The sequence below is a fragment of the Hyphomonas neptunium ATCC 15444 genome (assembly GCF_000013025.1).
Taxonomy (GTDB): Bacteria; Pseudomonadota; Alphaproteobacteria; order Caulobacterales; family Hyphomonadaceae; genus Hyphomonas; species Hyphomonas neptunia.
Window position 1 is genome coordinate 349,809 of record NC_008358.1, and the last position, 20,774, is coordinate 370,582.

General features: G+C 63.0%; 21 protein-coding genes. 6 read left to right on the forward strand and 15 right to left on the reverse strand.

All coding sequences use genetic code 11. The features are described from left to right. Positions 1–121 precede the first annotated feature (121 nt). Complete coding sequence (locus HNE_RS01795) at positions 122–688, reverse strand: fasciclin domain-containing protein (protein WP_049754989.1); 567 nt, start codon at positions 686–688, stop codon at positions 122–124. A gap of 215 nt (positions 689–903) precedes the next feature. Beyond that, the gene (locus HNE_RS01800) at positions 904–1,437 is read right to left on the reverse strand and encodes a fasciclin domain-containing protein (RefSeq protein ID WP_011645389.1); all 534 of its coding nucleotides are present in this window, start codon (positions 1,435–1,437) and stop codon (positions 904–906) included. A gap of 215 nt (positions 1,438–1,652) precedes the next feature. Here HNE_RS01800 and HNE_RS01805 point away from each other — a divergent pair, with 215 nt between their 5' ends. Next, positions 1,653–2,357: a molecular chaperone DjiA gene (locus HNE_RS01805; RefSeq protein WP_035590788.1), complete on the forward strand. Its 705-nt coding sequence runs from the start codon at positions 1,653–1,655 to the stop codon at positions 2,355–2,357. A gap of 90 nt (positions 2,358–2,447) precedes the next feature. Further along, positions 2,448–2,732 (forward strand): hypothetical protein, encoded by a 285-nt coding sequence (locus HNE_RS01810; protein WP_011645391.1) that lies wholly within the window; start codon positions 2,448–2,450, stop codon positions 2,730–2,732. An 81-nt stretch (positions 2,733–2,813) separates the two neighbouring features. On the opposite strand, the gene HNE_RS01815 is transcribed toward HNE_RS01810, so the two are convergent. Both HNE_RS01815 and pgeF read right to left on the reverse strand, forming a co-directional pair. After that, positions 2,814–3,752: a ribose-phosphate pyrophosphokinase gene (locus HNE_RS01815; protein ID WP_011645392.1), complete on the reverse strand. Its 939-nt coding sequence runs from the start codon at positions 3,750–3,752 to the stop codon at positions 2,814–2,816. 123 nt (positions 3,753–3,875) lie between these two features. Continuing rightward, the gene (gene pgeF / locus HNE_RS01820) at positions 3,876–4,640 is read right to left on the reverse strand and encodes a peptidoglycan editing factor PgeF (protein ID WP_011645393.1); all 765 of its coding nucleotides are present in this window, start codon (positions 4,638–4,640) and stop codon (positions 3,876–3,878) included. 181 nt (positions 4,641–4,821) lie between these two features. Here pgeF and typA point away from each other — a divergent pair, with 181 nt between their 5' ends. Beyond that, a complete protein-coding gene (typA, locus tag HNE_RS01825; RefSeq protein ID WP_011645394.1) occupies positions 4,822–6,654 on the forward strand; it encodes a translational GTPase TypA in 1,833 nt (610 codons plus the stop codon). Positions 6,655–6,680: 26 nt separating this feature from the next. Here the strand turns inward: typA and HNE_RS01830 are convergent, their stop codons facing one another. Next, entirely contained in the window at positions 6,681–7,055 is a 375-nt protein-coding gene (locus HNE_RS01830) for an energy transducer TonB (RefSeq protein WP_011645395.1), read from the reverse strand. A gap of 166 nt (positions 7,056–7,221) precedes the next feature. Here HNE_RS01830 and HNE_RS01835 point away from each other — a divergent pair, with 166 nt between their 5' ends. After that, on the forward strand, positions 7,222–7,407 hold the full coding sequence (locus tag HNE_RS01835; RefSeq protein ID WP_011645396.1) for a hypothetical protein: 186 nt from the start codon (positions 7,222–7,224) through the stop codon (positions 7,405–7,407). A 70-nt stretch (positions 7,408–7,477) separates the two neighbouring features. Here HNE_RS01835 and HNE_RS01840 read toward each other — a convergent pair whose 3' ends face one another. Both HNE_RS01840 and HNE_RS01845 read right to left on the reverse strand, forming a co-directional pair. Then, on the reverse strand, positions 7,478–8,674 hold the full coding sequence (locus tag HNE_RS01840) for a sel1 repeat family protein (protein WP_011645397.1): 1,197 nt from the start codon (positions 8,672–8,674) through the stop codon (positions 7,478–7,480). Between the two features lie 305 nt (positions 8,675–8,979). Next, entirely contained in the window at positions 8,980–9,324 is a 345-nt protein-coding gene (locus HNE_RS01845; protein WP_011645398.1) for a UrcA family protein, read from the reverse strand. Positions 9,325–9,896: 572 nt separating this feature from the next. Between HNE_RS01845 and HNE_RS01850 the strand changes: the two genes are divergently transcribed. Next, entirely contained in the window at positions 9,897–10,574 is a 678-nt protein-coding gene (locus HNE_RS01850) for a hypothetical protein (RefSeq protein WP_011645399.1), read from the forward strand. On the opposite strand, the gene recR is transcribed toward HNE_RS01850, so the two are convergent. The 7 genes from recR to HNE_RS18665 all read right to left on the reverse strand — a co-directional run bounded on the left by recR (position 10,571) and on the right by HNE_RS18665 (position 17,575). Next, positions 10,571–11,176, reverse strand: a complete 606-nt coding sequence (recR, locus tag HNE_RS01855) for a recombination mediator RecR (protein ID WP_011645400.1) — start codon at positions 11,174–11,176, stop codon at positions 10,571–10,573. The genes HNE_RS01850 and recR overlap by 4 nt on opposite strands. A 123-nt stretch (positions 11,177–11,299) precedes the next feature. Further along, positions 11,300–11,623: a YbaB/EbfC family nucleoid-associated protein gene (locus HNE_RS01860; RefSeq protein ID WP_011645401.1), complete on the reverse strand. Its 324-nt coding sequence runs from the start codon at positions 11,621–11,623 to the stop codon at positions 11,300–11,302. Positions 11,624–11,639: 16 nt separating this feature from the next. Beyond that, a complete protein-coding gene (locus HNE_RS01865; protein ID WP_011645402.1) occupies positions 11,640–13,376 on the reverse strand; it encodes a DNA polymerase III subunit gamma/tau in 1,737 nt (578 codons plus the stop codon). 115 nt (positions 13,377–13,491) lie between these two features. Further along, positions 13,492–14,529, reverse strand: a complete 1,038-nt coding sequence (locus tag HNE_RS01870; RefSeq protein ID WP_011645403.1) for a ribonucleotide-diphosphate reductase subunit beta — start codon at positions 14,527–14,529, stop codon at positions 13,492–13,494. A gap of 142 nt (positions 14,530–14,671) precedes the next feature. Next, positions 14,672–15,967, reverse strand: coding sequence for a macro domain-containing protein (locus tag HNE_RS17725; RefSeq protein WP_011645404.1), 1,296 nt, complete (start codon positions 15,965–15,967; stop codon positions 14,672–14,674). 246 nt (positions 15,968–16,213) lie between these two features. Further along, positions 16,214–17,140, reverse strand: a complete 927-nt coding sequence (locus tag HNE_RS01880) for a peptidylprolyl isomerase (protein WP_011645405.1) — start codon at positions 17,138–17,140, stop codon at positions 16,214–16,216. A 276-nt stretch (positions 17,141–17,416) separates the two neighbouring features. Then, positions 17,417–17,575, reverse strand: coding sequence for a hypothetical protein (locus HNE_RS18665; RefSeq protein WP_156950305.1), 159 nt, complete (start codon positions 17,573–17,575; stop codon positions 17,417–17,419). A 165-nt stretch (positions 17,576–17,740) separates the two neighbouring features. Between HNE_RS18665 and HNE_RS01885 the strand changes: the two genes are divergently transcribed. Further along, the gene (locus HNE_RS01885) at positions 17,741–20,278 is read left to right on the forward strand and encodes a PKD domain-containing protein (protein ID WP_324602989.1); all 2,538 of its coding nucleotides are present in this window, start codon (positions 17,741–17,743) and stop codon (positions 20,276–20,278) included. Between the two features lie 73 nt (positions 20,279–20,351). On the opposite strand, the gene HNE_RS01890 is transcribed toward HNE_RS01885, so the two are convergent. Continuing rightward, on the reverse strand, positions 20,352–20,645 hold the full coding sequence (locus HNE_RS01890) for a TM2 domain-containing protein (protein WP_049754992.1): 294 nt from the start codon (positions 20,643–20,645) through the stop codon (positions 20,352–20,354). Positions 20,646–20,774: the final 129 nt, after the last annotated feature.

Consider the following 20,774-nt stretch of genomic DNA (forward strand, 5'->3'; position numbering starts at 1 on the left):
CCTCCTTTGAAGGTTTGGTATTCAGGCTTCGACGCCCGCTAACCCCATCAATGACAAGCGCGGCGGATGGTTCCCCGGCCTGTCCAAGGTTTAATGACGCGCTTGAAAGTCGGCCTACGGATTATCCTGCCGGCAGCAGCAGCGTATCGATCGCCAGGATCACGCCGTTGGACGCCCGAATATCCGGCCCGTCCACAGACACCGCATTCACCCACACGCCGGATGCCGGATCGGTGCCATCAATCGCCACCGGCCCGTTGAGCGTTTCGGCAGTAAACTGTTGCCCGCTCGCCTTTTCAGCCGTGATCACATCGCCGGCCACAACATGCATCTGCAGCAGGGCGATCAGCTGATCGCGGTTTTCCGGCTTCATCAGGGTTTCCATTGCCCCATCGGGCAGCTTGGCAAACGCGGCGTCGGTTGGCGCAAAGATCGTATAGGCGCCGGGCCCGCTGAGCGCTTCCTCCACGCCCGCTGCATTGATGGCAGACAGCAGCGTGGAAAATTTCCCGGCCTCCGAAGCCTTGGCCAGCAATGTGTCCGAAGGCTGGGCGGAAACAGCGGCAACGGCGCGCGCCTTTCCAAGACCGATACTGGCATTCATGCTTCCGGCGGCGTCAGATTCAGCCAGCGCGGGCAGGGCGATCATAAGGGCCGCAGAAGCGGCAGCAATCAGCGTCTTCATCATCAGTCCTCCGGCAGCCACCGTCGAGAATTCGTTTCTTTCAGGTTAAAAACGACCGCCACGAAGATTCGTTCCCGGTGTATTTTCAGATTCTCTCCTGAGGCGAATATTTTCCGCCCGTTACGCCAGTGCCTTGCAAAAAAAATGCCTGGGCATTGCGGCCCAGGCACAGGTTCAGATGGAGGGGAAGGCGTCAGGCCCAGTGTGTCAGGCCAGTGTCAGCTGGCGGGCAGCAACACCGTGTCGATCACATGGATGATGCCGTTGCTGGTCTTGATGTCGGCGGTCGTCACGGTCGCGCCATTCACGGTCACGCCATCGGTCCCGTCGATTGAAACCGTGCCATTCATCGTTTCGGCGTCCATCACCTTGCCGGCGAGATCCTTGGATTTCACCTTGCCGGAGATCACGTGCATTTTCAGGATACCGGCCAGGGCGTCCTTGTTTTCCGGCAGCAGCAGCGACTCAACCGTGCCTGCGGGCAGCTTGGCAAAGGCTTCATCGGTGGGCGCAAACACGGTCAGCGGGCCTTCGCCCTTCAGCGCGTCCACGAGGCCTGCCGCCTCGGCTGCTGCCAGCAGCGTAGTGAAGCTGCCAGCCGCCGCAGCGGTTTCAACGATGTCGGTGGTGGGCTTCTCATAGCCGGCCTTCTCGGCCTTCTCGCCTTTTTCATGCTTGCCGCCATGATGGTCAGCGGCGGCGGGCAGGGCGATCAGCAGCGCGGCGGCTGCCGCAGAAATAAACATCTTCATGGGTAAATCCTGTCTTCAAACGGGCGCTGGAAGGATGTCCAACTGGTATCGTGTACGGCGCGCGATAGAAAATGGGTCACTCCCTTTCCAATGTTTAATGATTTCAGGGCCGGAACCCCCATCAATCCTGCCCGTAGTGTCGATAACCTTCACGCGCTTGTCAGAAACCCTCTCTGTCCAAGCCGCGCGGATGCCTGCTATAAACAGAGTTGCTCATGAGCCTTTGGACAACACTCCTCGAAAGTGGCCGGCGCCTGTTCGACCATGGTCCTGACCCCGACCCCGCGCCGGGGCCTGACGCCTGCGCGCCCGATCCCAACGACATTGGCTTCACCGCCGCCGTGGTCGGTCTGGGCGCCAAGATGGCGATGGCCGATGGCCAGGTCACAGACCGGGAGATCATGGTTTTCGCCCGCGTCTTCCGCGCCCCGCCGGAAGAAGCTGAGAATGTCCGCCGGGTGTTCAATCTCGCCCGCCAGACGGTCAAAGGCTACGAATCCTATGCCCGCCGCATTGGCCGGCGCTACAGCCACCGCCCCTGCCTGCTGGAGGGTGTGCTCGATGGCCTGTTCCAGATTGCGGGCGCCGACGGGGTCATCACCCAGCCGGAACTCCAATATCTGCGCACCGTGTCAGACGCCTTCGGCTTCAGCGAGGCCACTTTCCGCCGCATCCGCGCCAGCCATCTGGGGCCCGACCGGGACGATCCCTATCACGTGCTCGGCGTCGCCCATGACGCTGAGTTTACCGACATCCGCTCCGCCTATCGCCGCCTGATGGCCGACCACCATCCAGACCGGATCGTGCAGATGGGCGCCCCGCGTGAATTTGAAGGCAGCGTCCATGCCAAGGCCGCGGCAATAACCGCCGCTTACGCTCAGATCCGGGCCGAGCGCGGCCTGCTCGTGCGCCAGGATTAACCGTCTTTGCCCCTGATGGCACACAGATTGCCTCACCTGCGTTGACGCTCCGCCATCATCGCGCCATTTTAAGGGGTGAAAGTGAAATCCATGGTACACACACGCGCCCCTTCCGACCCGGTTGCCAGCCTGATCTGCGCCCTGCGGGCAGGGGTGGCCCTGATGGCACAGCTGCTCGCCGGGCTGATGCTGATCCTGGTGGCGGGCCTCGTCGCCCTGGTCACGGCCATAGCCGGCCTGACCCTCGCGGCGGTTGCCATCACCATGCGCCTCTCCGCCTCGCGCCAGGCGCGCGGCGCGCGGCGCTCAACCGCCCCGGACGAGGCGATCACACTGGACGCCCGCCCCACCCCTCGCGGCTGGACGGTCGAGTAGCTTCCTAATCCAGAAGAAAACGTCACAAAAAAACCCGCGAGCCATCTCGCGGGTTTTTTGTTTTCGCGTGTTCGGGGCTGCCTAGCGGTCAAACAGCTTCGACACGCTCTCTTCATTGGCAATCCGGCGGATCGCTTCGCCCAGCAGGGGAGAGATCGGAAGCACGCGGATATTCTTCGATTTCAGCGCATGTTCAGACGGCTGGATCGTGTCGGTCATCACCAGCTCGTCGAGCACCGATTTCTCGATCCGCTCCACGGCTGAGCCCGACAGCACCCCATGCGTCACATAGGCTGAAACCGAACTTGCGCCATGCTCCTTCAGCGCGGCGGCGGCGTTCGCCAGCGTGCCGCCACTGTCGCACATATCGTCCAGCATGATGCAGCGCGCCCCGCGCACATCGCCGATAATGTTCATCACTTCCGATTTGCCCGCTTCCGGACGGCGCTTGTCGACAATCGCCAGGTCGGCATCATCCAGCCGCTTGGCCAGCGAGCGCGCCCGCACCACGCCGCCCACATCAGGCGAGACCACAATGATCTTTTCCTTGCCGTAACGCTCCTTGATGTCGTCCACCATCACAGGCCCGCCAAAGAGGTTATCGGTCGGAATGTCGAAAAAGCCCTGGATCTGCCCGGCATGCAGGTCGACCGTCAAAACCCGGTCAGCGCCTGCCGTCGAGATGAGATTTGCCACCAGCTTGGCCGAAATCGGCGTGCGGCCATCGGTTTTGCGGTCCTGCCTTGCATAGCCGAAATAGGGGATCACAGCGGTAATGCGCCGGGCCGAGGCGCGCCGCAGCGCGTCCATCATGATCAACAGCTGCATCAGATTATCGTTGGCCGGATAGGAGGTCGACTGAATGACGAACACATCCTCCCCGCGCACATTCTCATCAATCCGGACAAAGATTTCCTGGTCAGCGAAGGTTTTCACCTCCGAGCGGGTCAGCCGCATGTCGAGATAATCGGCAATGGCGTCAGACAGCGGCCGGTTTGCATTGCAGGAAATCAGCTTCATGGGGTCGCTCTCTTCTGGCCGGCCGGGTTCGCGACGCTTTTGTAACAGGCAGCCGCGAGTCGCAAGCCACAGGATTCTGGAATCCGCAGCAGATCAGGCCCCATCCGGCCAAATCGGCCCTTATCAGGCCAGCAGAACGATGCCTGCGGCATTCCGGCCATAATCAGGCTCGCCGCGCAGATTGCGGCGGCGGTTGGAGAAATAGGTCTCTTCCATCGCGCAGGTGTCATGCCCCAGATTGAAAACCGCGCCGGTGCCCGCCCGCTCCAGCTGCCGCGCGCAATAGCCGGGCAGGTCAAACTGAAACCGGTCGCCCTTGCCGGGAATGAACAGATCTTCGCTGCCCCCGTCCTGGCTGAGGAACGTCTCGCGGAATTCCGGCCCCACTTCGTAGCTCGCCTGCTGGATCGTCGGCCCGATCGCCGCGCGGATGCGCTCGCGTTTCGCGCCTAACCGCTCCATCGCCGCCAGCGTCTGCCCCAGAACGCCGCCAATCGCGCCCTTCCAGCCCGCATGCGCCGCGCCGATCACGCCCGCCTCTGGGTCCGCAAAAAGGACGGGCGTGCAGTCCGCAGACAGGATGCAGAGCCCGAGCTCCGGCCGGTCTGTCACCATCGCATCGGCCTTTGGCCGCTCGCTCCACGGCGCCGTCACCGTCACCACGTCCGGCGAATGTACCTGATAACAGGAGAGCAGCCATTTCGCCCCCAGCGCCCCGGCAATCCGCGCCCGGTTTTCCGCGATATTGCGCGGATCATCGCCCGATCCCTCGCCGGAATTGAGGCTCTCGTAAATCCCGCCGGAAACCCCGCCTTTGCGGCCGAAGTAACCATGGGATAGCCCGGAAACACCGGAGAGCAGGGGGGCGGTGGCAAATGGCGGATGCATGCCATCCGTGCTGCCGGGCGCGGCGCCGCCCGTCAAGACCCGTCGCGGCCCACGTCCCGGCGCGCCAAAACATGTCGCTCTGGCATAGTCAAATCGCCGCTTGTCTGCTACGTGCGCGCCAAACCCACCAGACAGCGCCCGTTTTTCCTCCCGAACGCCGCCCGCCGGAAAGCCTGACCCTATGACCACGCACCTCGAAAAGATGCGCAACATTGCCATCATCGCCCACGTTGACCATGGCAAGACCACGCTCGTTGACGAACTCCTGAAACAATCCGGAACCTTCCGCGCCAACGAAAAGACGGCCGAGCGGATGATGGACTCCAACGATCTGGAGAAAGAACGCGGCATCACCATCCTCGCCAAGACAACCTCGGTCGAGTGGAATGGCTACCGCATCAACATCGTCGACACCCCCGGCCACGCCGACTTCGGCGGTGAGGTGGAGCGTATTCTCGACATGGTGGACGGCGTGATCGTCCTCGTCGACTCGGCCGAAGGCCCCATGCCGCAGACCAAATTCGTGGTCTCCAAGGCCCTGAAGCTCGGCCTGCGCCCCATCGTGGCCATCAACAAGATCGACAAGGCCGAGCGCCGCGTGGACGAAGTGCTCAACGAAGTCTTCGATCTTTTCGCAAATCTCGACGCCACCGATGAGCAGCTCGATTTCCCCGTCCTCTACGGCTCGGGCAAGATGGGCTGGATGTCGACCCAGTATGAAGAAGTTCGCCCCAACATGGACGAACTCTTCCAGCTGGTCGTGGACCATGTGCCGACCCCAAAAGTGGCAGAGGGCCCGTTCCGGTTCCTCGCCACCACCATTTCGGCAGACCCTTTCCTCGGCCGCATCCTCACCGGCCGGATCCTCTCTGGCTCGATCAAGCCGAACCAGTCGATCAAGGTCCTCGCGCGCGATGGCCAGCTCGTCGAGCAGGGCCGCATCTCCAAAGTCCTCGCCTTCCGCGGCCTTGAGCGCGTGCCGGTCGATGAGGCCTCCGCCGGCGACATCGTCTCCCTGGCCGGCATGACCAAGGCCAACGTCGCCGACACCTTCTGCGATCCGTCGGTCACCGAGCCGCTCGCCGCCCAGCCGATCGACCCGCCTACCATCTCGATGACCTTCCGCGTCAACGACAGCCCGCTGGCCGGCACCGAAGGCACCAAAGTCACCTCGCGCCTCATCTGGGACCGTCTCCTGAAAGAAGCCGAAGGCAACGTCGCCCTGAAGGTAGACCGTGCCACCGACGCCGAAGCTTTCACCGTTTCCGGCCGGGGCGAGCTTCAGCTCTCCGTCCTTATCGAGACGATGCGCCGCGAAGGCTTCGAACTGGGCGTCGCCCGCCCGCAGGTCCTGATGCAGGAAGGCCCGAACGGCGAAAAGCTGGAGCCGATCGAGGAAGTCATCATCGATGTCGATGACGACCATTCCGGCATCGTCGTTCAGAAAATGAACGAGCGCAAAGCCGAGATGCTCGACATGCGCCCTTCCGGCGTTGGCCGCACGCGCCTTGTCTTCCACGCGCCCACGCGCGGCCTGATCGGCTATCAGGGCGAGCTGCTGTCGGATACCCGCGGCACCGCCATCATGAACCGCATCTTCCACGAATACCTGCCCCACAAAGGCAAGATCCAGGGCCGCCACACCGGCGTTCTGATCGCCATGGAGCAGGGAGAGGCCGTTGCCTTCGCGCTCTGGAACCTCGAAGACCGTGGCCCGATGATGATCCATCCCGGCGACAAGGTGTATGGCGGCATGATCGTGGGCGAACACAACCGCGACAACGATCTGGAAGTGAACGTCCTCAAGGGCAAGAAGCTCACCAACATGCGCGCGTCGGGTACGGATGAAGCCGTCCGCCTCACCCCGCCGCTGATGATGACGCTGGAAAAATCCCTGGCTTACATCGCCGATGACGAACTCGTGGAAGTCACGCCCAAGAATATCCGCCTGCGGAAAATCTGGCTCGACCCCAATGACCGCAAACGCCGCTCCAAACAAACCGCCGACGCTTAAGTCCGCGCCCGGCAGTTATCCCGGTTCTATCCCATCAGTTCATAACTGATGGGATAGCTGGCGCATTGCGCGCCCGCGGGCAGCTTGCGGGCCAGCGCCCGATCAAAGCGTGCGGTTTTCATTGCCGCCTCGGCAGACTCGGCAAAGGCTTTGTAGGTGCAGCGCGCGTCCAGATTGACCGGCGCGCCAGACGCGTCGACATCAAACCGCACCAGACAATCATCTTCATATCCGGCCTGTGCTTCAGTCGGCGGATAATCCGGCCGGGGATAGACAGCCGCTTCAACCGCGACAGGGCAGGCCATGGCAAGGGGTGGCGGCGGGGCGCCGCGCGCCGCGCATCCCGCCAGCGCCAGACCCGCAAGTAAAAGCCCCGCAAGTAAGAGACCCGTTCGTTTCATGTGATCTGCCTCCCTCAGGCGAGGTTAGCCAAAGCGAATGTGCTGTCAACCATAAGGCGTAACGCTGCGGGCGGAAAATCCGGGGCCAGCATCGGCCCCCCGCCGGGAACCTTCCCGCGCCCGGCGCGTTTAAGCTCCGAACACAATCTGTGTGTGGAGAGCCCCCATGTCGTCTTTTACGATTTATCTGATCGGTTTCCTGCTGTTTGTTGCAGGCCTTGCCTATGGCGCCTTCCTTCTGGGCGTAGCCCTCGTCTGGATCGGCGTCGGCGCCATCACGCTGATCGGCCTCGGCATGGTTCTGGGCGTCGGCAAGACCCGCCAGAAAGACCAGACCCCCACAAGCGAATAATCCCGCGGTCCATCCCGCTGACTTCCCGGACGCCACCCCCGCGGTGCTCCGGGATTTTTTTGGGCCGGCTTTATTCTTCCGGCGCAGAATCTTCAGAAGTAATCTCTTCAGAGATAGTCTCTTCCGCCAAACTCGCGCCCTCAGACGCCTCCGCCTCAACCGCTTCAGCCTCCACCGCCAGCGCATCCTCCGGCGCGGCCATCAGGCATCCCGCGTCCAGCCCCGCCTCGCACGCAATCGCATAAAGCCGCCCGGCGCCGTCAACATCCACCCGCCCGCCCACGCCATTGCGCCGCATGTCCGCCCCCTGAAGGCAGGCTTCGACAATGCCCGCCATGCACGTTTCGGAAAACAGGAACCGCGCCCGCGACATTTCCAGCGCGTCGGTATCCAGCCCGCTCCCGCTGCCGATCCCGGCGTCATACATCATCCAGCCCAGCTCATAGCAGCCCTTCACCGATCCTTCCGTACAGATCACAGAGAATATCCGCCGCGCGCGCACCCGGTCTTCGGCGCCCCCGGTGCCATCGCGCAACCAGGCAGCAAACATCTCGCACGCCTCCATCTCGCCCCGGCCGCACGCCTCGCCCATGGCCCGGCGCTCCTCCGCCAGCAGAAGGTCTTCTTCCGAAGGCGCCGCTGCCGGCTCTGCCGTCTCAGTTGAAAACAGCGCGTCTTCGCCTTCCGCTGCCGCCATCTCAGCCTCCGGCGTCACATCGCTCACCGGCGTCCCGAAATCGAGATCGGGCAGCGCCTCGCTGGCAAAGCCGGTAAAAGGGTCTTCCGCAGGCGGCGCAATCACGCCCACGATGACGGCTTCGTCTGCCGCCGCAGCTTGCCCTTCGGCAGGCGGGGGCAGGGGCGCGCCGGCATCCTCCGCAGGCAGATCACCTGCCGCGATGCCCGCGCGGTCACAGCCCTGCGCCGCGCCCAGCGCGCAGGCCCTGGTATAGGCCGCCAGCGCGCCCTCGCTGTCGGTCTCTCCGAAATCAGGAAATTCCAGCTCCCCGCCAAGGCGCAGACAGGCCGCCGCCTCGCCCAGGTCACAGGCCTGGCTGAACAGCGCCAGCGCGCCGGCCTCGCCCTCGGCCCCATATTGCTGCGCGCCCAGCGCTAAACAGGCTGCGCCATCATCGTCGGCGCAGGCGCCCGCCAGGTCTTCGCCGGTGCCAATGCCCACGCCAGGGCCCTGCGCCCACATTCCGGGCGCAAACCCACACATAGCCAGCAGGGCCAGAAAGCCCACAAGTCTGAAGTGTCGCGGCATAGGCTCCCCGCTTATCGGCCCGGCGCCATATTGTCGGGCTCGCCTGCGGGGTCAACTCTTGGTGCCCCGGCGCGTGCCCTGGCGCGGGCCGGACAAAGGGGCTGGAGTGAGGGGCCCCCCTTGGCCTGGATGACCCCTCCAACGCCAAAGACCGGGAGGAAACAATGGTCTGGCGTTGTTCCGGAAACAACAGGTGGCGGGGCGCGGCGCCGGGAAGCGCGCCGCAGACTCTCAAAGGCCGATTACGGGGCCGATTACAGGAACAGGCGCGAGCGCCCTGATCGGGGGATCAGGGCGCAAAACGTTCAGTTGGCGAGCGCGTAGTCCACGGCCGCAAGGCGCTGGAACTCAGGCGCAACGGCCTGGCCAGCATCGCTGACATCCGCATGGATCTGCTGTACAGCCGATTTCACCAGCGTATCGGCGCAGGTGGTGTCGACATACACGCTGCCGATGGCGGGCATGCGCTGCGAGCAGACTTTGCGGGCTTCCCGCTTCAGCTCGCTGACGAGGGTGGCAGCGCCGGCTTCGCTGGTCAGCGCGGCAGGGTCATAGTCCATCTTCAGGGTCACTTCTTTCAGCGACTCTGCGGCGGCAACAGGGGTGAGAACCATGGCAGCGGCCAGGATCATCGAAGTAGCTTTCAGCATTGATTTAGTCCTTCAGAGTTAGCGCCGGTCTCGCCGGCTGAAACTCCTCCCGCAACGCGTCCAGGGATTTTTCCTGCTCCGGTTCGGTCATCGCAGTCCCGGTGGACGGGGCTGCGCGCCGTGGCCTTGACCGGAGCGGCCTGGCTCATGCTGCAATGCAACAATTAGCGTGCGTCTGCGACAGCGCAATGACAGCCTTCCCCCCTCAGGCGAATTGCAGTCCTTCGCGCTGCAATTGCCACCCCCGCAGGCAAGACTGCCCAAGATTTGAACATAAGGAACACGAACCCACCCCGAATGGCGGGAAAGTCAGGCGAGTCCTGCGCCGCGCCAGCGCCGCAGGTCACCTCTGGCAAAAACTGTCCCAAAGTGTCCCGGACTGTCCTGGATCTGTCCCGCATGTGTCCGGGATTGTCCCGGCCGTGTCCGGCTTTGTCCGTCTGTGGCGCGCCGGGGAAGGGGGATAGGCGCCGGGTCTATCCCCGCGCCCCGCCGCTCGCGCGCCTTGTTTTCCTGAAACTCTTCCCCCGCCCCAATCCGCCGGGGACCCGGAAAACGGCATTCTAAGGGTCATGGCGCTCACCTGGACCACCCCCATCAACAGCCTGATCCGCTTTGCCCAGATGATGGCAGAGCGTCTGGCCATGGGGCTGGCCGAACGCCTCGGCATTGGCCGCTTCGGATACACCGTCTTCCTGCCCCGCGAGGAACACGCGAAGCTCGACGCCGAAATCAATTATATCGAATGCCTCACGCGCCGGGCGCTGTTCCTCATCGCTGCCACCTTCGGCGCGCTGCCGCCGCTGGACCCTCCCGCAAGCCCGGCGCCCCCTGCGGCCACCGGGGCAATGCCGCCGTCCTCACCCGCGCTACCGGGCGCGCGCCGCCCGCTGCGCTTTCGCCTCACCGAAACCGCCAGGGCCCGCACCCGCGAAACACGGCTTCATGAGCAACCTGCTGAGGCCGATGGAGCTACGTCCCCGCGAGAGGCGCCCACGCCCCGGACGGCCACGCTGCTGCCAGCCGCCCAGCTCGTGCGCCGCTATCAGGCGCTGGAAACCGTGTTTGAAAATCCCTGGCCCCATATCGAGCGCATGCGCCGCCTGATCTGGGAAAAGCCAGGCCGGCTATTGCCATCCAGCCCACAGGCAGACGCGCCCGGCGCGCATATCCCAAGAATAAACCGCCGCATCCTGCGCTTGCTGCAGGGGCAGGTCGAGCGCGCGGCGCAAAGGCTCGAGACCGGCTAAACGCCCCGCCGAGACCGCAAGGCCGCTGCCAGCGTGCCATCATCGAGATGATCCAGCTCACCGCCCACGGGAACCCCGTGCGCGAGCCGCGTCACATCCACGCCTTTTCCGGCCAGCAGGTCGGCCACATAATGCGCCGTGGTCTGACCATCCACTGTTGCATTGAGCGCCAGGATCACCTCGCGCACCCCGCCGGCGTCGACGCGGGCGACAAGGCTGGCAATGCCCAGATCTTCCGGCCCGATCCCGTCAATCGCCGACAGCGCGCCGCCCAGAACATGATAGCGCCCCCGGAACGAGCCGCCCCGTTCCAGCGCCCACAGGTCGGGCACATCTTCCACAACACAGATGATCCCGTCATCGCGCCCCGGCATCTGGCATACGGCGCAAGGCTGCACGGTATCGAAGTTGCCGCAGGTCGCGCATTTCTGGATCTTCGCGCCCGCTTCGGCCAGCGCCTCGGCCAGCGGTTTCAGCAGCGTGTCATTGCGCTTGAGCAGATGCAACGCCACCCGCCGCGCCGACCGCGGCCCAAGGCCCGGAAGCTTCGCGATCAGATCAATCAGGCGCAAAAGTTCAGGACCGGCAGAACGCTGTGACATGGGTTGGCCTTCTGCCTGAGTCTGAGGGGTATGTCATCCCGGCCCGGGCTTACTCCTCTCCCGCTCAGCGGGAGAGGAGGGGCCCATCGCAAAGCGATGGGAGGTGAGGGCCTTCCCTCTTCCCTAAAACGGCAGCTTGAACCCCGGCAGCATCCCGCCAAACCCGGCCGTGGCCGTCTTCATCGCGTCTTCCATCGCCTGGTCCAGCCGCTTGCGCGCGTCCGAATGGGCTGCCTTGATCAGGTCTTCCACGATCTCCGGATCGTCCCCCATCAGGCTTTTGTCGATGGTTACCGAGATCAGCTCGCCCTTGCCGCGCAGCTTCACGCGCACAAGGCCGGCCCCGGCAACGCCGTCGGCTTCGGTATTCTCGATTTTCTGCTGCACTTCCGCCATCTTGGCCTGCATGGCCTGGGCTTGCTGCATGATCTGGGCGAGGTCTTTCATGGTGATCGGGTCTCCGTCAGGCCGGCCGGCGGGTTTTCAAGGGTATAACGTTGCTGGTCACATCGCCCTCGCCGCCCTCCATTTCAAGCAGTTCAGGCGGATCTTCTACATCCAGGATGATGGCGCCGGGTATCAGGGCCAGCGCGGCTGCCACCCGTGGGTCCTGTTTGGCGCTCTCGATCCGCTCGGCCTTTTCTCGCCGCTCCCGCTCGCGCACCGACTCGGTATCGGTGTCGGCTTCCTCCACGCTCCAGTCGAGATCGCTATAGGTTTCCAGGAAGATTTTCAGCCGCCCCAACAGCCCCTGCGGCGCCCCCGGCGCCAGCGCGCAGGCAAGCTTTCCGGGTTCAAAATGCGAAGGCCGCACAAACCGCTCGGTATCCACCTGCAGCCCCACCTCGCGCGCGGCCACCATGATGGCGATCATGTCGGCAAAGCTCTCTATGCCGCCGGGCGCCTGCGGCGGTGCCTTAAGGGGCGGATTATCCTTTCCCGGCGGACGGGACCCCTCGGCTATCATCCGGGCCGCTTCTTCCGGCGACGGAAGGGTAGAGGCCGCCGCCAGCCGCAGGATCACCATGTTCAGCGCGGTTGCCGGGTCGGGCGCCACCTGAAGGTCGCCGTAGCCAGAGAGCAACAGCTGCCAGTTGCGCGCGGCCTGCGCGGGCGTCAGGCGCTGGGCCAGCGCTCTGGTGCGGTTTGCCCAGTCGGCCGGGCCGGCCTGCGTCCAGTCGTCGCCGGTTGCCTGCGCCACGGAAATATCGGCTGCAATATCAAGGATGTCCTTCAGGATCACTGCCGGATCAGCCCCGCCCGCCACCTGCTCGCGCACTTCGGCGAGCGCCCCTTTGGCGTCGCCGCCAACGGCTTTCTCCACCGCGTCCAGCAGCCGCGCCCGGTCGCCCAGTCCCAGCATCGCGCGCACTGCCGCGCCGCTGACTTCCTCGCCGTCCGTAGTCTGAACAATGCCCTGATCGAGCAGCGACAGCCCGTCGCGCACAGAGCCTTCGGCTGCCCGCGCAATCAGGGCGAGGGCTTCCTCGGAAACATTCGCCCCCTCGCTCTGCGCCACATTGCCAAGGTGGCGGGAAAGCTCGCCGCTATCGAGGCGTTTGAGATCAAACCGCTGGCAGCGCGAGAGAACCGTCACCGGCACCTTGCGGATCTCGGTCGTCGCAAAGATGAACTTCAGATGCGGCGGGGGTTCTTCCAGCGTCTTGAGCAGCGCGTTGAAGCTCGCATTCGACAGCATGTGAACTTCGTCGATGATATAGACCTTGTAGCGAGCGGACACCGGCCCGTAGCGCGCCGAATCCAGCAAGTCGCGCATATCGGCGACGCCGGTGCGGGAGGCGGCGTCGAGCTCCAGCACATCAGGATGCCGACTCGCCATGATCGCGTCGCAATGCTCGCCCGGCGGGTCGAGATGGATGGAGGGGCCAGCCGCCTTGCCCTTCTTGCCCTTCGCATCCGCCTTGGGCTCATAGTTCAGGCCGCGGGCCAGCAGGCGCGCCGTGGTCGTCTTGCCCACCCCGCGCACGCCCGTCAGCATGAAGCCATGGGCGATCCGGCCGGTTTCGAAGGCGTTGGACAGCGTGCGCACCATCGCTTCCTGGCCGATCAGGTCCTCAAAGCGGCGCGGGCGGTATTTCCGGGCCAGCACCTCATAGGTCTTGCCGGGCGCAGGCGCGTCCCCGCCCCCGAAAAGGGCGCCAGTGGCGTCATCGCCTGTGGAGGAATCGTCAGCGCTCATGGGTCCGCCCAATCATTAGCGGGGCAGGGCCCGAAGGGCAAAGGGCTTTAAACGGCAGCTCGTCTTAAGTGTCACAAACTCCTTCTCCCAAGGGAGAAGGAGTTTGGAAGCATGATCACTCCGCCGGAACAGTATCCGTGCCAGCGTTCTTGCGGGCGTCGAAGCGGCCCCAGACGCCATCGTCGCCGTGCCAGTCGCCCTTGGTGGCGCCCTTGGAATATTCGGTGGAGCGCTGCTCGAAGAAGTTGGCGTGCTCGACCCCGTTGAGGATTTCGGTCAGCCACGGGATCGGGTGTTTGGTCACGCCGTAGATCGGCTCGAGCTTGAGCTGGTTGAGGCGCCAGTCGGCGATGTAGCGGATGTAGTTCTTGATGTCGTCGGCCGTCATGCCTTCGACCGGGCCCATCTCGAAGGCCAGTTCGATGAACTTGTCTTCCAGCGCCACCACGGTGCGGCAACAGTCGCGGATACGCTCGCGCAGCTCATCCGTCATGACGCCGGTTTCGGCGCAGAAGGAATGGAACAGCTTGATCATGCCTTCGCAGTGGAGGCTCTCATCGCGGATCGACCAGGTGACGATCTGGCCCATGCCCTTCATCTTGTTGAAGCGCGGGAAGTTCATCAGCATCGCGAAGGAGGCAAACAGCTGCAGCCCTTCGGTGAAGGCGCCGAACACGGCCATCGAGACGGCGATGTCTTCATTCGTCTCGGTGCCGAACTGGCCGAGATAGTCGTGCTTTGCGGCCATCTCCTTGTATTCCATGAAGGCGGAGAATTCTGAATCCGGCATGCCGATGGTTTCCAGCAGCAGGGCATAGGCCGCCACATGGATCGTCTCCATATTGGAGAAGGAGGCGAGCATCATGGACACTTCCACCGGCTTAAACAGCGGCATGTAGTGTTCCATATAGTTGGCGCCGACTTCGACATCCGACTGGGTGAAGAAGCGGAAGATCTGGGTCAGCAGGTTGCGCTCGGCGTCCGAGAGCTTCACCGCCCAGTCTTTACAGTCTTCGCCGAGGGGTACTTCCTCGGGCATCCAGTGAACCTGTTGCTGCTTCTTCCAGAACTCATAGGCCCACGGATAGCGGAACGGCTTGTAGGCATTGCTCGGCGTCAGCAGGCCGGGGCGGTCAGTGCTTACATTTGCCATGGGTCGGGCTCCATCAAGTCAGGCGTCTGCGGGGCCAGCGAATCTGGCCTTCGGGACATTCAACACACCACATATAGTGCTTAAAATAGGTAAACGCCGCAAGATGTGCATATCATCGCAGCGGCGCAAACTCACAGGAAACCTAAGCCCGTCCGCCCCTGGGCACCGACACCGCGCGCAGGCCGAGACGATAGAGCGCGGCCTGGGCGAGTTCCAGGTCGGCCTGGGTGTGGCACAGGAAGACGGCGCGTTCGATCTTCGAGTCCGGCCAGTTGAGCAGGTATTGCTGGGCAGTCTGGATCAGGCCTTGCGCGCGCTCATGCGGGCTCTCCCCGCCGCTGCGCGTGCCGAAGAGGGGGATCAGCACGGATTTGAGCGCCTTTTTCGGGCTCATCTTTGCGCCGAACCGGTTGTTCTCCGCATCGATGGTCGCCAGCGCGTTGCCGACGCATTTGCGATAGGCCCCGATGAGGCGGTAGCCCCGGCCCGGCTCGCCCTGATAGGCGGCCGTGTGGACCAGAAGGCGGACCTTGTTGGTTTTGCGCAGCATGCCCGGCTCGGTGAGAAGGGCGGTGGCCGGCTCAACCCCGGTGCGCAGCTGGTGGCCACCGGCGCGCTGGGCCAGCAGGCGGGCGATCATGTCGTCGCGTACAAATCCGTGCCGGTCGCGCTTGGAGCCGAGATAGCGGATCGCCGCCGACACCGAGGCTTCATGGAAACGGCCAAATTCCATCCGGGTGTTTTCCGGGTTCACCCAGACATCAATGTCGTCAATGTCGGCGAGGTCTCCGGTCACCAGCTCGATCAGCTTGGAAGGCTTGGGGCCCTGCGGGCCGACCCGGTAGGAGATGTAGCGCCGGTCGGGAATGATGCGGCCGGGCAGGGAGACTTCCATGCCGGGCATCAGCGTGTGGACGAGGCTGTCCGTGCTCGGATTGTCCAGGCTGTTACGGACATGCGTGCGCAGCAAGGTGCGGCAGTCTTCGATCACCTGCTGGCGCGAGATGCCCCCGCGCGCTTCAAGTTCATAGTCGACCGCGCGCATGCCGGAGATGGAGAAAGGCGCCGTGGAGCGGGCATGGCGCAGGATAACCGTGCCCGCCCGTCGCGCCGTCTGGCGGATGCCGAGTTCGAAGAACACGTCGGGCGAGCCGAGGGTGACGTCCGCAATCACCACATCGGCCTCCAGCAGGTTCTCGATCATCTCCTTATGGATGAGGCCGGAACGGCTCACCCGGTCGGCGCGGATGATGTCGAGGTTCAGATCCTCGATGACCGGGCGGATGAGATCTTCAAACACCGCGTCAAAGTCTGGCGCCTGGCTGTCTTCATCGCTGGCCGGATAGGGCAGGATGACGAAACAGCGCCGCCCGGTCTGTGTCTTGCCTTCAAGCTCGGAGGGTCTCTCCGGGCCTTGTGTCTTTCCCTCGAACGCCATTCCCACGAAGCCCTGCCTCTTGCCGTCACTGCCGACGCCGCCCCCAGGCACACACGTTGCCCGCCCGGACTGGCGTGTCCGGGGCACCCTCAGTCAAACGAAACTATGAGCGGCAGAAGCTGGCAAGGCAGGATCGGGCCGGGTTTGCGGCCCGCGCGGAAGCGGCGGCGCTAGTGCGCTGTTTCGCGATGGATTCGAGGCAGATTATAATTGCGTAAGGTTGGCAAATGCCTGTTTCCGCGCCGCCTATTCGCCCACGCGGCGGGCAGGCACGGGAAGGGCGCAGATGTCCAGCACCTTGGGCGGGACATAGGCGAGCGCGGCGATGCCGGAATAGTCGCGCTTGGACTCCTTGAGGGCGTCCCATGTGGCAGAGGGCGTCTGCATCACATCATAGGCCGGGCGGTTCTCCACCGGAATATCGGCGGCCATGCGGGCAGAGCGGATCTGGTTTTCTGCGAGTTTCGAGCGGCGATACTGGCTGATCTGATGGGCGAGTTCGGTGTCTTCGCCAAACAGGGCGTTCATCTCTTCTTCTGTTGACGGATCAACGCGGGGCAGGCGGTGAATGAATTCCATGCCATCGATCACCCGCCCGAAAACGGTGTAGTTGCGGTCCAGATAGCGCCGGGGCTGGAGGGGGACGAAGATTTCGGTGGAGCCGCTTTCGGGGTTGTTGTCGCGGGCCATGCCGAGGGCGCCGGGGCAGTTGAGCAGCCATTCCCTGCCGCCCTCGCGGCCGACGGCAAAGCCGTCGCGGTGGCCCACTTCAGCGGCATAGAGATCGCCATTGCCCTGGGGCACAAAGCCGTCTGCGGGGATCTCGCGTTCGGCTTCGAAGGGCAGGGTGGGCCAGGCGGCAACGGACATCGGAAACTCCCGGCCAGCCTGGGCAACATGGCCTTCGACGACGCGGTAGAAATATTCCCCGTCATAGAAGCCTTCGCGCACCGCTTCGCGGATCTGCGCGGCATGCGCCGGGGCGGCTTCTGGGTAAAGCTCGATGGCGACGGTGCCGGTCTCCAGCGTGACAAGGACGAGATTTTCCGGGTCAACCGCGCGCCAATCCTGGACAGGCGGGGTCACCGCCGGGACAGTTTCGGACAATCCGGGCGGCGCGGCGGCGCTGGCAGCACAGACGAGGGCAGCGGCGAAAGACAGGGCGCGTTTCATGCCGGCAACTGTCTGCGAGGGCAGGGCGCGCGTCAATGCCGGCGGCCGGCGTAAACATCCCCGCTGCAATCACGGCGCGCAGATCGGCTTCGTTTCGCCTGCGGGGAGAGATTCCGAATTCCTTTATCCTCACAAGGCGTTGTGCCGGTGTGTTGCCGCACATTTAACGGTTGCGCTGAGGGCCTGTTTCCGCAATCTCTCGGTTATCATTGAGAGGGGTCTTGAACTGTGCGGGCTGGATTTACCGCAGCGATCGCTGCGCTTTTTGTATTGGTTTCAGCCTGCGGCGGCGGCGGTGGCAGCGGTGCACCGGCCGGGGATGGTGGACCCGGAAATGGCGGTGGCGGCAATGGCGGCCCGCCGCCAGCTGCCAACCAGCCCCCCTCTGCGGATGCCGGTGAAAACTTCTCCGGCAGCATCGATCCGGTCGGGCATGTCCTCAATGGCGAAGCGAGCCGCGATCCGGAAGGCGGGAGCCTTACCTTCGCCTGGTTTGTGCGGGACCAGCCGGAAGGCGCCAACGCTGCAATTCTGGAACCCGATCAGAGTATTGCGCGGCTGCGGGCGGAGGTGCCTGGCCGTTACCGCATAGAATTGAATGTGACCGATCCGCAGGGCGGCTCATCGGCCGACACTGTTGAACTCGTACTTTATAATGATGCGCCAGAGGCGGTTGCGGAGGCGTCCTCCATGATGCCGGCTATCGCCGATGAAGTCTTGCTGGACGCGACAGGGTCGAGCGATCCCAACGGGCATGCGTTGACCTATTCCTGGACCCTCACAGGCGCGCCTGCCTCTTCGGGGGTTCTGGCCTCTTATTCGGGCGCAGTTGTCCCGCTGCAATTCGACGTGGAGGGGGAATACCGGTTCCGTCTGACGGTAAGCGATGGATATGAGACGCAGTCTACGGATCTGGGACCCATTCTGGTTTCGCTCTTTTCGATGCGAACACTGAACACGCCCTTTGAACATGTTGCCATTCAGCCAGGCGGCGGAAAAGTCGTTACGGTTTCCGGACGCACACTTGCCGTGCGTGATCAAGGCGGTAACGAATTGGCGTTGATGTCCTTGCCATCGGCGGCCACGGGTATTGCGGTCTCTCCCAATGGCGAATTTGCGGCCGCCGCGCATGATGGGTCTCTGACCTTCATAGATCTCACGGCATTTGCCGTTCTTGCCACATATGACACGGCGTGGGCCATCGACGGCATGTTTATCGACAATGGCGGTGTAGCGCATCTGCTTCCCGGCGTTTCATACTGGGCGAACATACTGTCTATAAATTCTGTAAACGGAACAACTCAGGAATTCAGTGGCGGTTTTCTTTACTCTGGCACGCAAGTAAAAATACATCCATCAGGCGGCAAGGCATATTATGCGATGCAAGATGTTTCGCCCTCGGACATTGGCCGCATAAACATAGGCACAGGAAGTGCAAGCCTCGCCTATGACTCGCCTTATCATGGAGATCTTCCGTTCTGCGGAAAGCTCTGGATGTCCGCCGACGGTTCCCAGATACTTACCGGGTGCGGTGTGATTGTGCGGGCGACGGACGACCCCTCCACAGACATGACATATGTTGCGACACTGCCGGACATTCAAGTCGATTATCCTGATCAGCCAGGGCCAATCGTGGACGCGGTTCAGAGCCTCAATACCGGCCTTTGGTATGTGCTTTATCAAGCCAACGCCGACGTCGCCCGAGAGATCAGGATTTATGATCCCGTTATGGCGCGATTGCTGGATGTGATAGATTTGCCGGTCGCGCCTGGCCCCGGTGGTCAACAGCTCCTGGCCAAGGCCATCTGGACCAGCAGCGCGGACGACACCCTTCATGTGTTGGCGCAGGACGATGCGGGAGATCCGCAGGCGTACTATCTTTTGAGCACACGATCTGTTTCTCCCGGCGATTTGGATTATGCGCCGGTCGTGGCTCTGCAGAAATACTCCGCAGGCCGGACCGGTGAGGAAATCGTCCTTGATGCCAGTCGAAGCTACGATCCGGAGGGGCAGTCGCTGTCTTATGTATGGCGCCTTGTCTCCCAACCTGGGTTGAGCCCAGTTGCGCCTGCCGGAATGCGGTCACCTGTGTTGAGCTTCACCCCTGCGGAAAGTGGAACATATGTGTTCGATGTAACCGCGAGCGATGGCGAAAAATCCAGCCAGCCTAAAACGGCAACCGTTCATGTGGCCGCTCCTGCAGACCCGTTGGTCAACCGCCTGTCAGGGTTTGTAATCGATGCGGAGTATTCCAAATCACTGAATACTTTGGCTTACATACTTCAGGACCGGCCGGAACTGGTATTGCTCTCCATTGACGGGTTTGCCGAGCAGCGTGTTCCATTGCCGCGCGTGGCCGAAAGTATTGGCCTTGCGCCCGATGGGCGCTCATTGGCAGTATCTCACCCTGGACTGGTATCGCTGGTGGATCTGGAAACCGGCACCGTTGCCGACACACAGGAGCATTCCGGTGGTCAGGGAGATGTCGTGCTTGATGCGCGTAATCACGCGCATTTAGTCCAAATTCTTGGAAATGTTCGTACTCTTACATCAGTTGATTTTGCAAATGATGTAGTTCTCAGTTCCGTGGAGCCCTTTGGGCTGCCGCCGCTGCGCCTGCATCCCAATGGGCGTTGGGTCTACACGCCTGATGGTGGGCTCTCACCGGGCACCTTCCACAAATGGGATGTTTCCGGAATGCCGGCCGCCTTTATAAGGGCCGCCTGGGATCTGGGGCCGGTGTTCATTGGTGGAACCTTCTGGTTCAGCGAAGACGGCGAGAGCTTCCTGACCGTTGCGGGCGAGAGGTATGTTTCTTCTGATGATCCCGATACGGACATGAATCTGATCGACAACCTTCCGCCCGGTACAATCGCGAACGCGGCAGATCATTCCGTTGAAGCAGGCCTGTGGGCAATCGGATATACCACGGGCGCGCCGACCGGTTTCGTCGGCTACTTCCGGGATAGCGATTTGCAGGAGATGACCACCGTGTCTGTCGTTGGTCCGCCGACAGACAGCGCCGCGCGGGCAAGGGCCAGCTGGGTCTTCCTGTCAGAAGACGGGGAAACGACGGTTATTCTGTCGGAAGCAGATGTCAGTGAAGACATCTACTCTGTGCAGGTGGAAGGTCCGTGATCGGTTGACCTGAAAAAGCCCCGGAGCGTGGCTCCGGGGCTTTGGGCGCGGCTGCGGGAGGAGGACAGCGGCGTCAGTAAGCGTAGCGGCCGCGGCGGAGGGCGTCGGCGGCGTCGGCGCGGGCGGCGTCCATCTTCTGCTCGATGATCGGGGGGATGAGGAAGAGGTCCACCACCCACCAGACGAAGCCGATGAGGAAGAAGTAGCTGATGATCTGCAGCACGGCTGTAACCGGCTTGCCGAGATAGAAGCGGTGCGCAGAGAGCCAGCCCAGGAAGAACCAGAGGAGATAAGCGGCGCCGGCGCTTTTCTTTTCATTGGCGGCGCGCTGCTCGATCAGGATCATGTCTTGTGTGGTGTAGGCCATGGGGCGGCTCCTCTACGTCTTATCGATTATCATATAGGAACATTCGGGGCGGGTTCCAGAGATATTTATCGAAAAACGGTAATTATTTTGGGGTGCTCCTGGCGCATGGACCCTGGCGCATGGAAAAGG

Coding starts and splice junctions, on each gene's coding strand:
- HNE_RS01845 (WP_011645398.1), bottom strand. CDS start 9,324: ATGCTGAAAGCTACTTCGATGATCCTGGCCGCTGCCATGGTTCTCACC.
- HNE_RS01795 (WP_049754989.1), bottom strand. CDS start 688: ATGATGAAGACGCTGATTGCTGCCGCTTCTGCGGCCCTTATGATCGCC.
- HNE_RS01860 (WP_011645401.1), bottom strand. CDS start 11,623: ATGAAAGACCTCGCCCAGATCATGCAGCAAGCCCAGGCCATGCAGGCC.
- HNE_RS01880 (WP_011645405.1), bottom strand. CDS start 17,140: ATGAAACGCGCCCTGTCTTTCGCCGCTGCCCTCGTCTGTGCTGCCAGC.
- typA (WP_011645394.1), top strand. CDS start 4,822: ATGACCACGCACCTCGAAAAGATGCGCAACATTGCCATCATCGCCCAC.
- HNE_RS17725 (WP_011645404.1), bottom strand. CDS start 15,967: ATGGCGTTCGAGGGAAAGACACAAGGCCCGGAGAGACCCTCCGAGCTT.
- HNE_RS01870 (WP_011645403.1), bottom strand. CDS start 14,529: ATGGCAAATGTAAGCACTGACCGCCCCGGCCTGCTGACGCCGAGCAAT.
- HNE_RS01865 (WP_011645402.1), bottom strand. CDS start 13,376: ATGAGCGCTGACGATTCCTCCACAGGCGATGACGCCACTGGCGCCCTT.
- recR (WP_011645400.1), bottom strand. CDS start 11,176: ATGTCACAGCGTTCTGCCGGTCCTGAACTTTTGCGCCTGATTGATCTG.
- HNE_RS01835 (WP_011645396.1), top strand. CDS start 7,222: ATGTCGTCTTTTACGATTTATCTGATCGGTTTCCTGCTGTTTGTTGCA.
- HNE_RS01830 (WP_011645395.1), bottom strand. CDS start 7,055: ATGAAACGAACGGGTCTCTTACTTGCGGGGCTTTTACTTGCGGGTCTG.
- HNE_RS01890 (WP_049754992.1), bottom strand. CDS start 20,645: ATGGCCTACACCACACAAGACATGATCCTGATCGAGCAGCGCGCCGCC.
- HNE_RS01805 (WP_035590788.1), top strand. CDS start 1,653: ATGAGCCTTTGGACAACACTCCTCGAAAGTGGCCGGCGCCTGTTCGAC.
- pgeF (WP_011645393.1), bottom strand. CDS start 4,640: ATGCATCCGCCATTTGCCACCGCCCCCCTGCTCTCCGGTGTTTCCGGG.
- HNE_RS01850 (WP_011645399.1), top strand. CDS start 9,897: ATGGCGCTCACCTGGACCACCCCCATCAACAGCCTGATCCGCTTTGCC.
- HNE_RS01800 (WP_011645389.1), bottom strand. CDS start 1,437: ATGAAGATGTTTATTTCTGCGGCAGCCGCCGCGCTGCTGATCGCCCTG.
- HNE_RS18665 (WP_156950305.1), bottom strand. CDS start 17,575: ATGCCCGACCGGATCGATGCTGCCGGAGAAGTTTTCACCGGCATCCGC.
- HNE_RS01810 (WP_011645391.1), top strand. CDS start 2,448: ATGGTACACACACGCGCCCCTTCCGACCCGGTTGCCAGCCTGATCTGC.
- HNE_RS01840 (WP_011645397.1), bottom strand. CDS start 8,674: ATGCCGCGACACTTCAGACTTGTGGGCTTTCTGGCCCTGCTGGCTATG.
- HNE_RS01815 (WP_011645392.1), bottom strand. CDS start 3,752: ATGAAGCTGATTTCCTGCAATGCAAACCGGCCGCTGTCTGACGCCATT.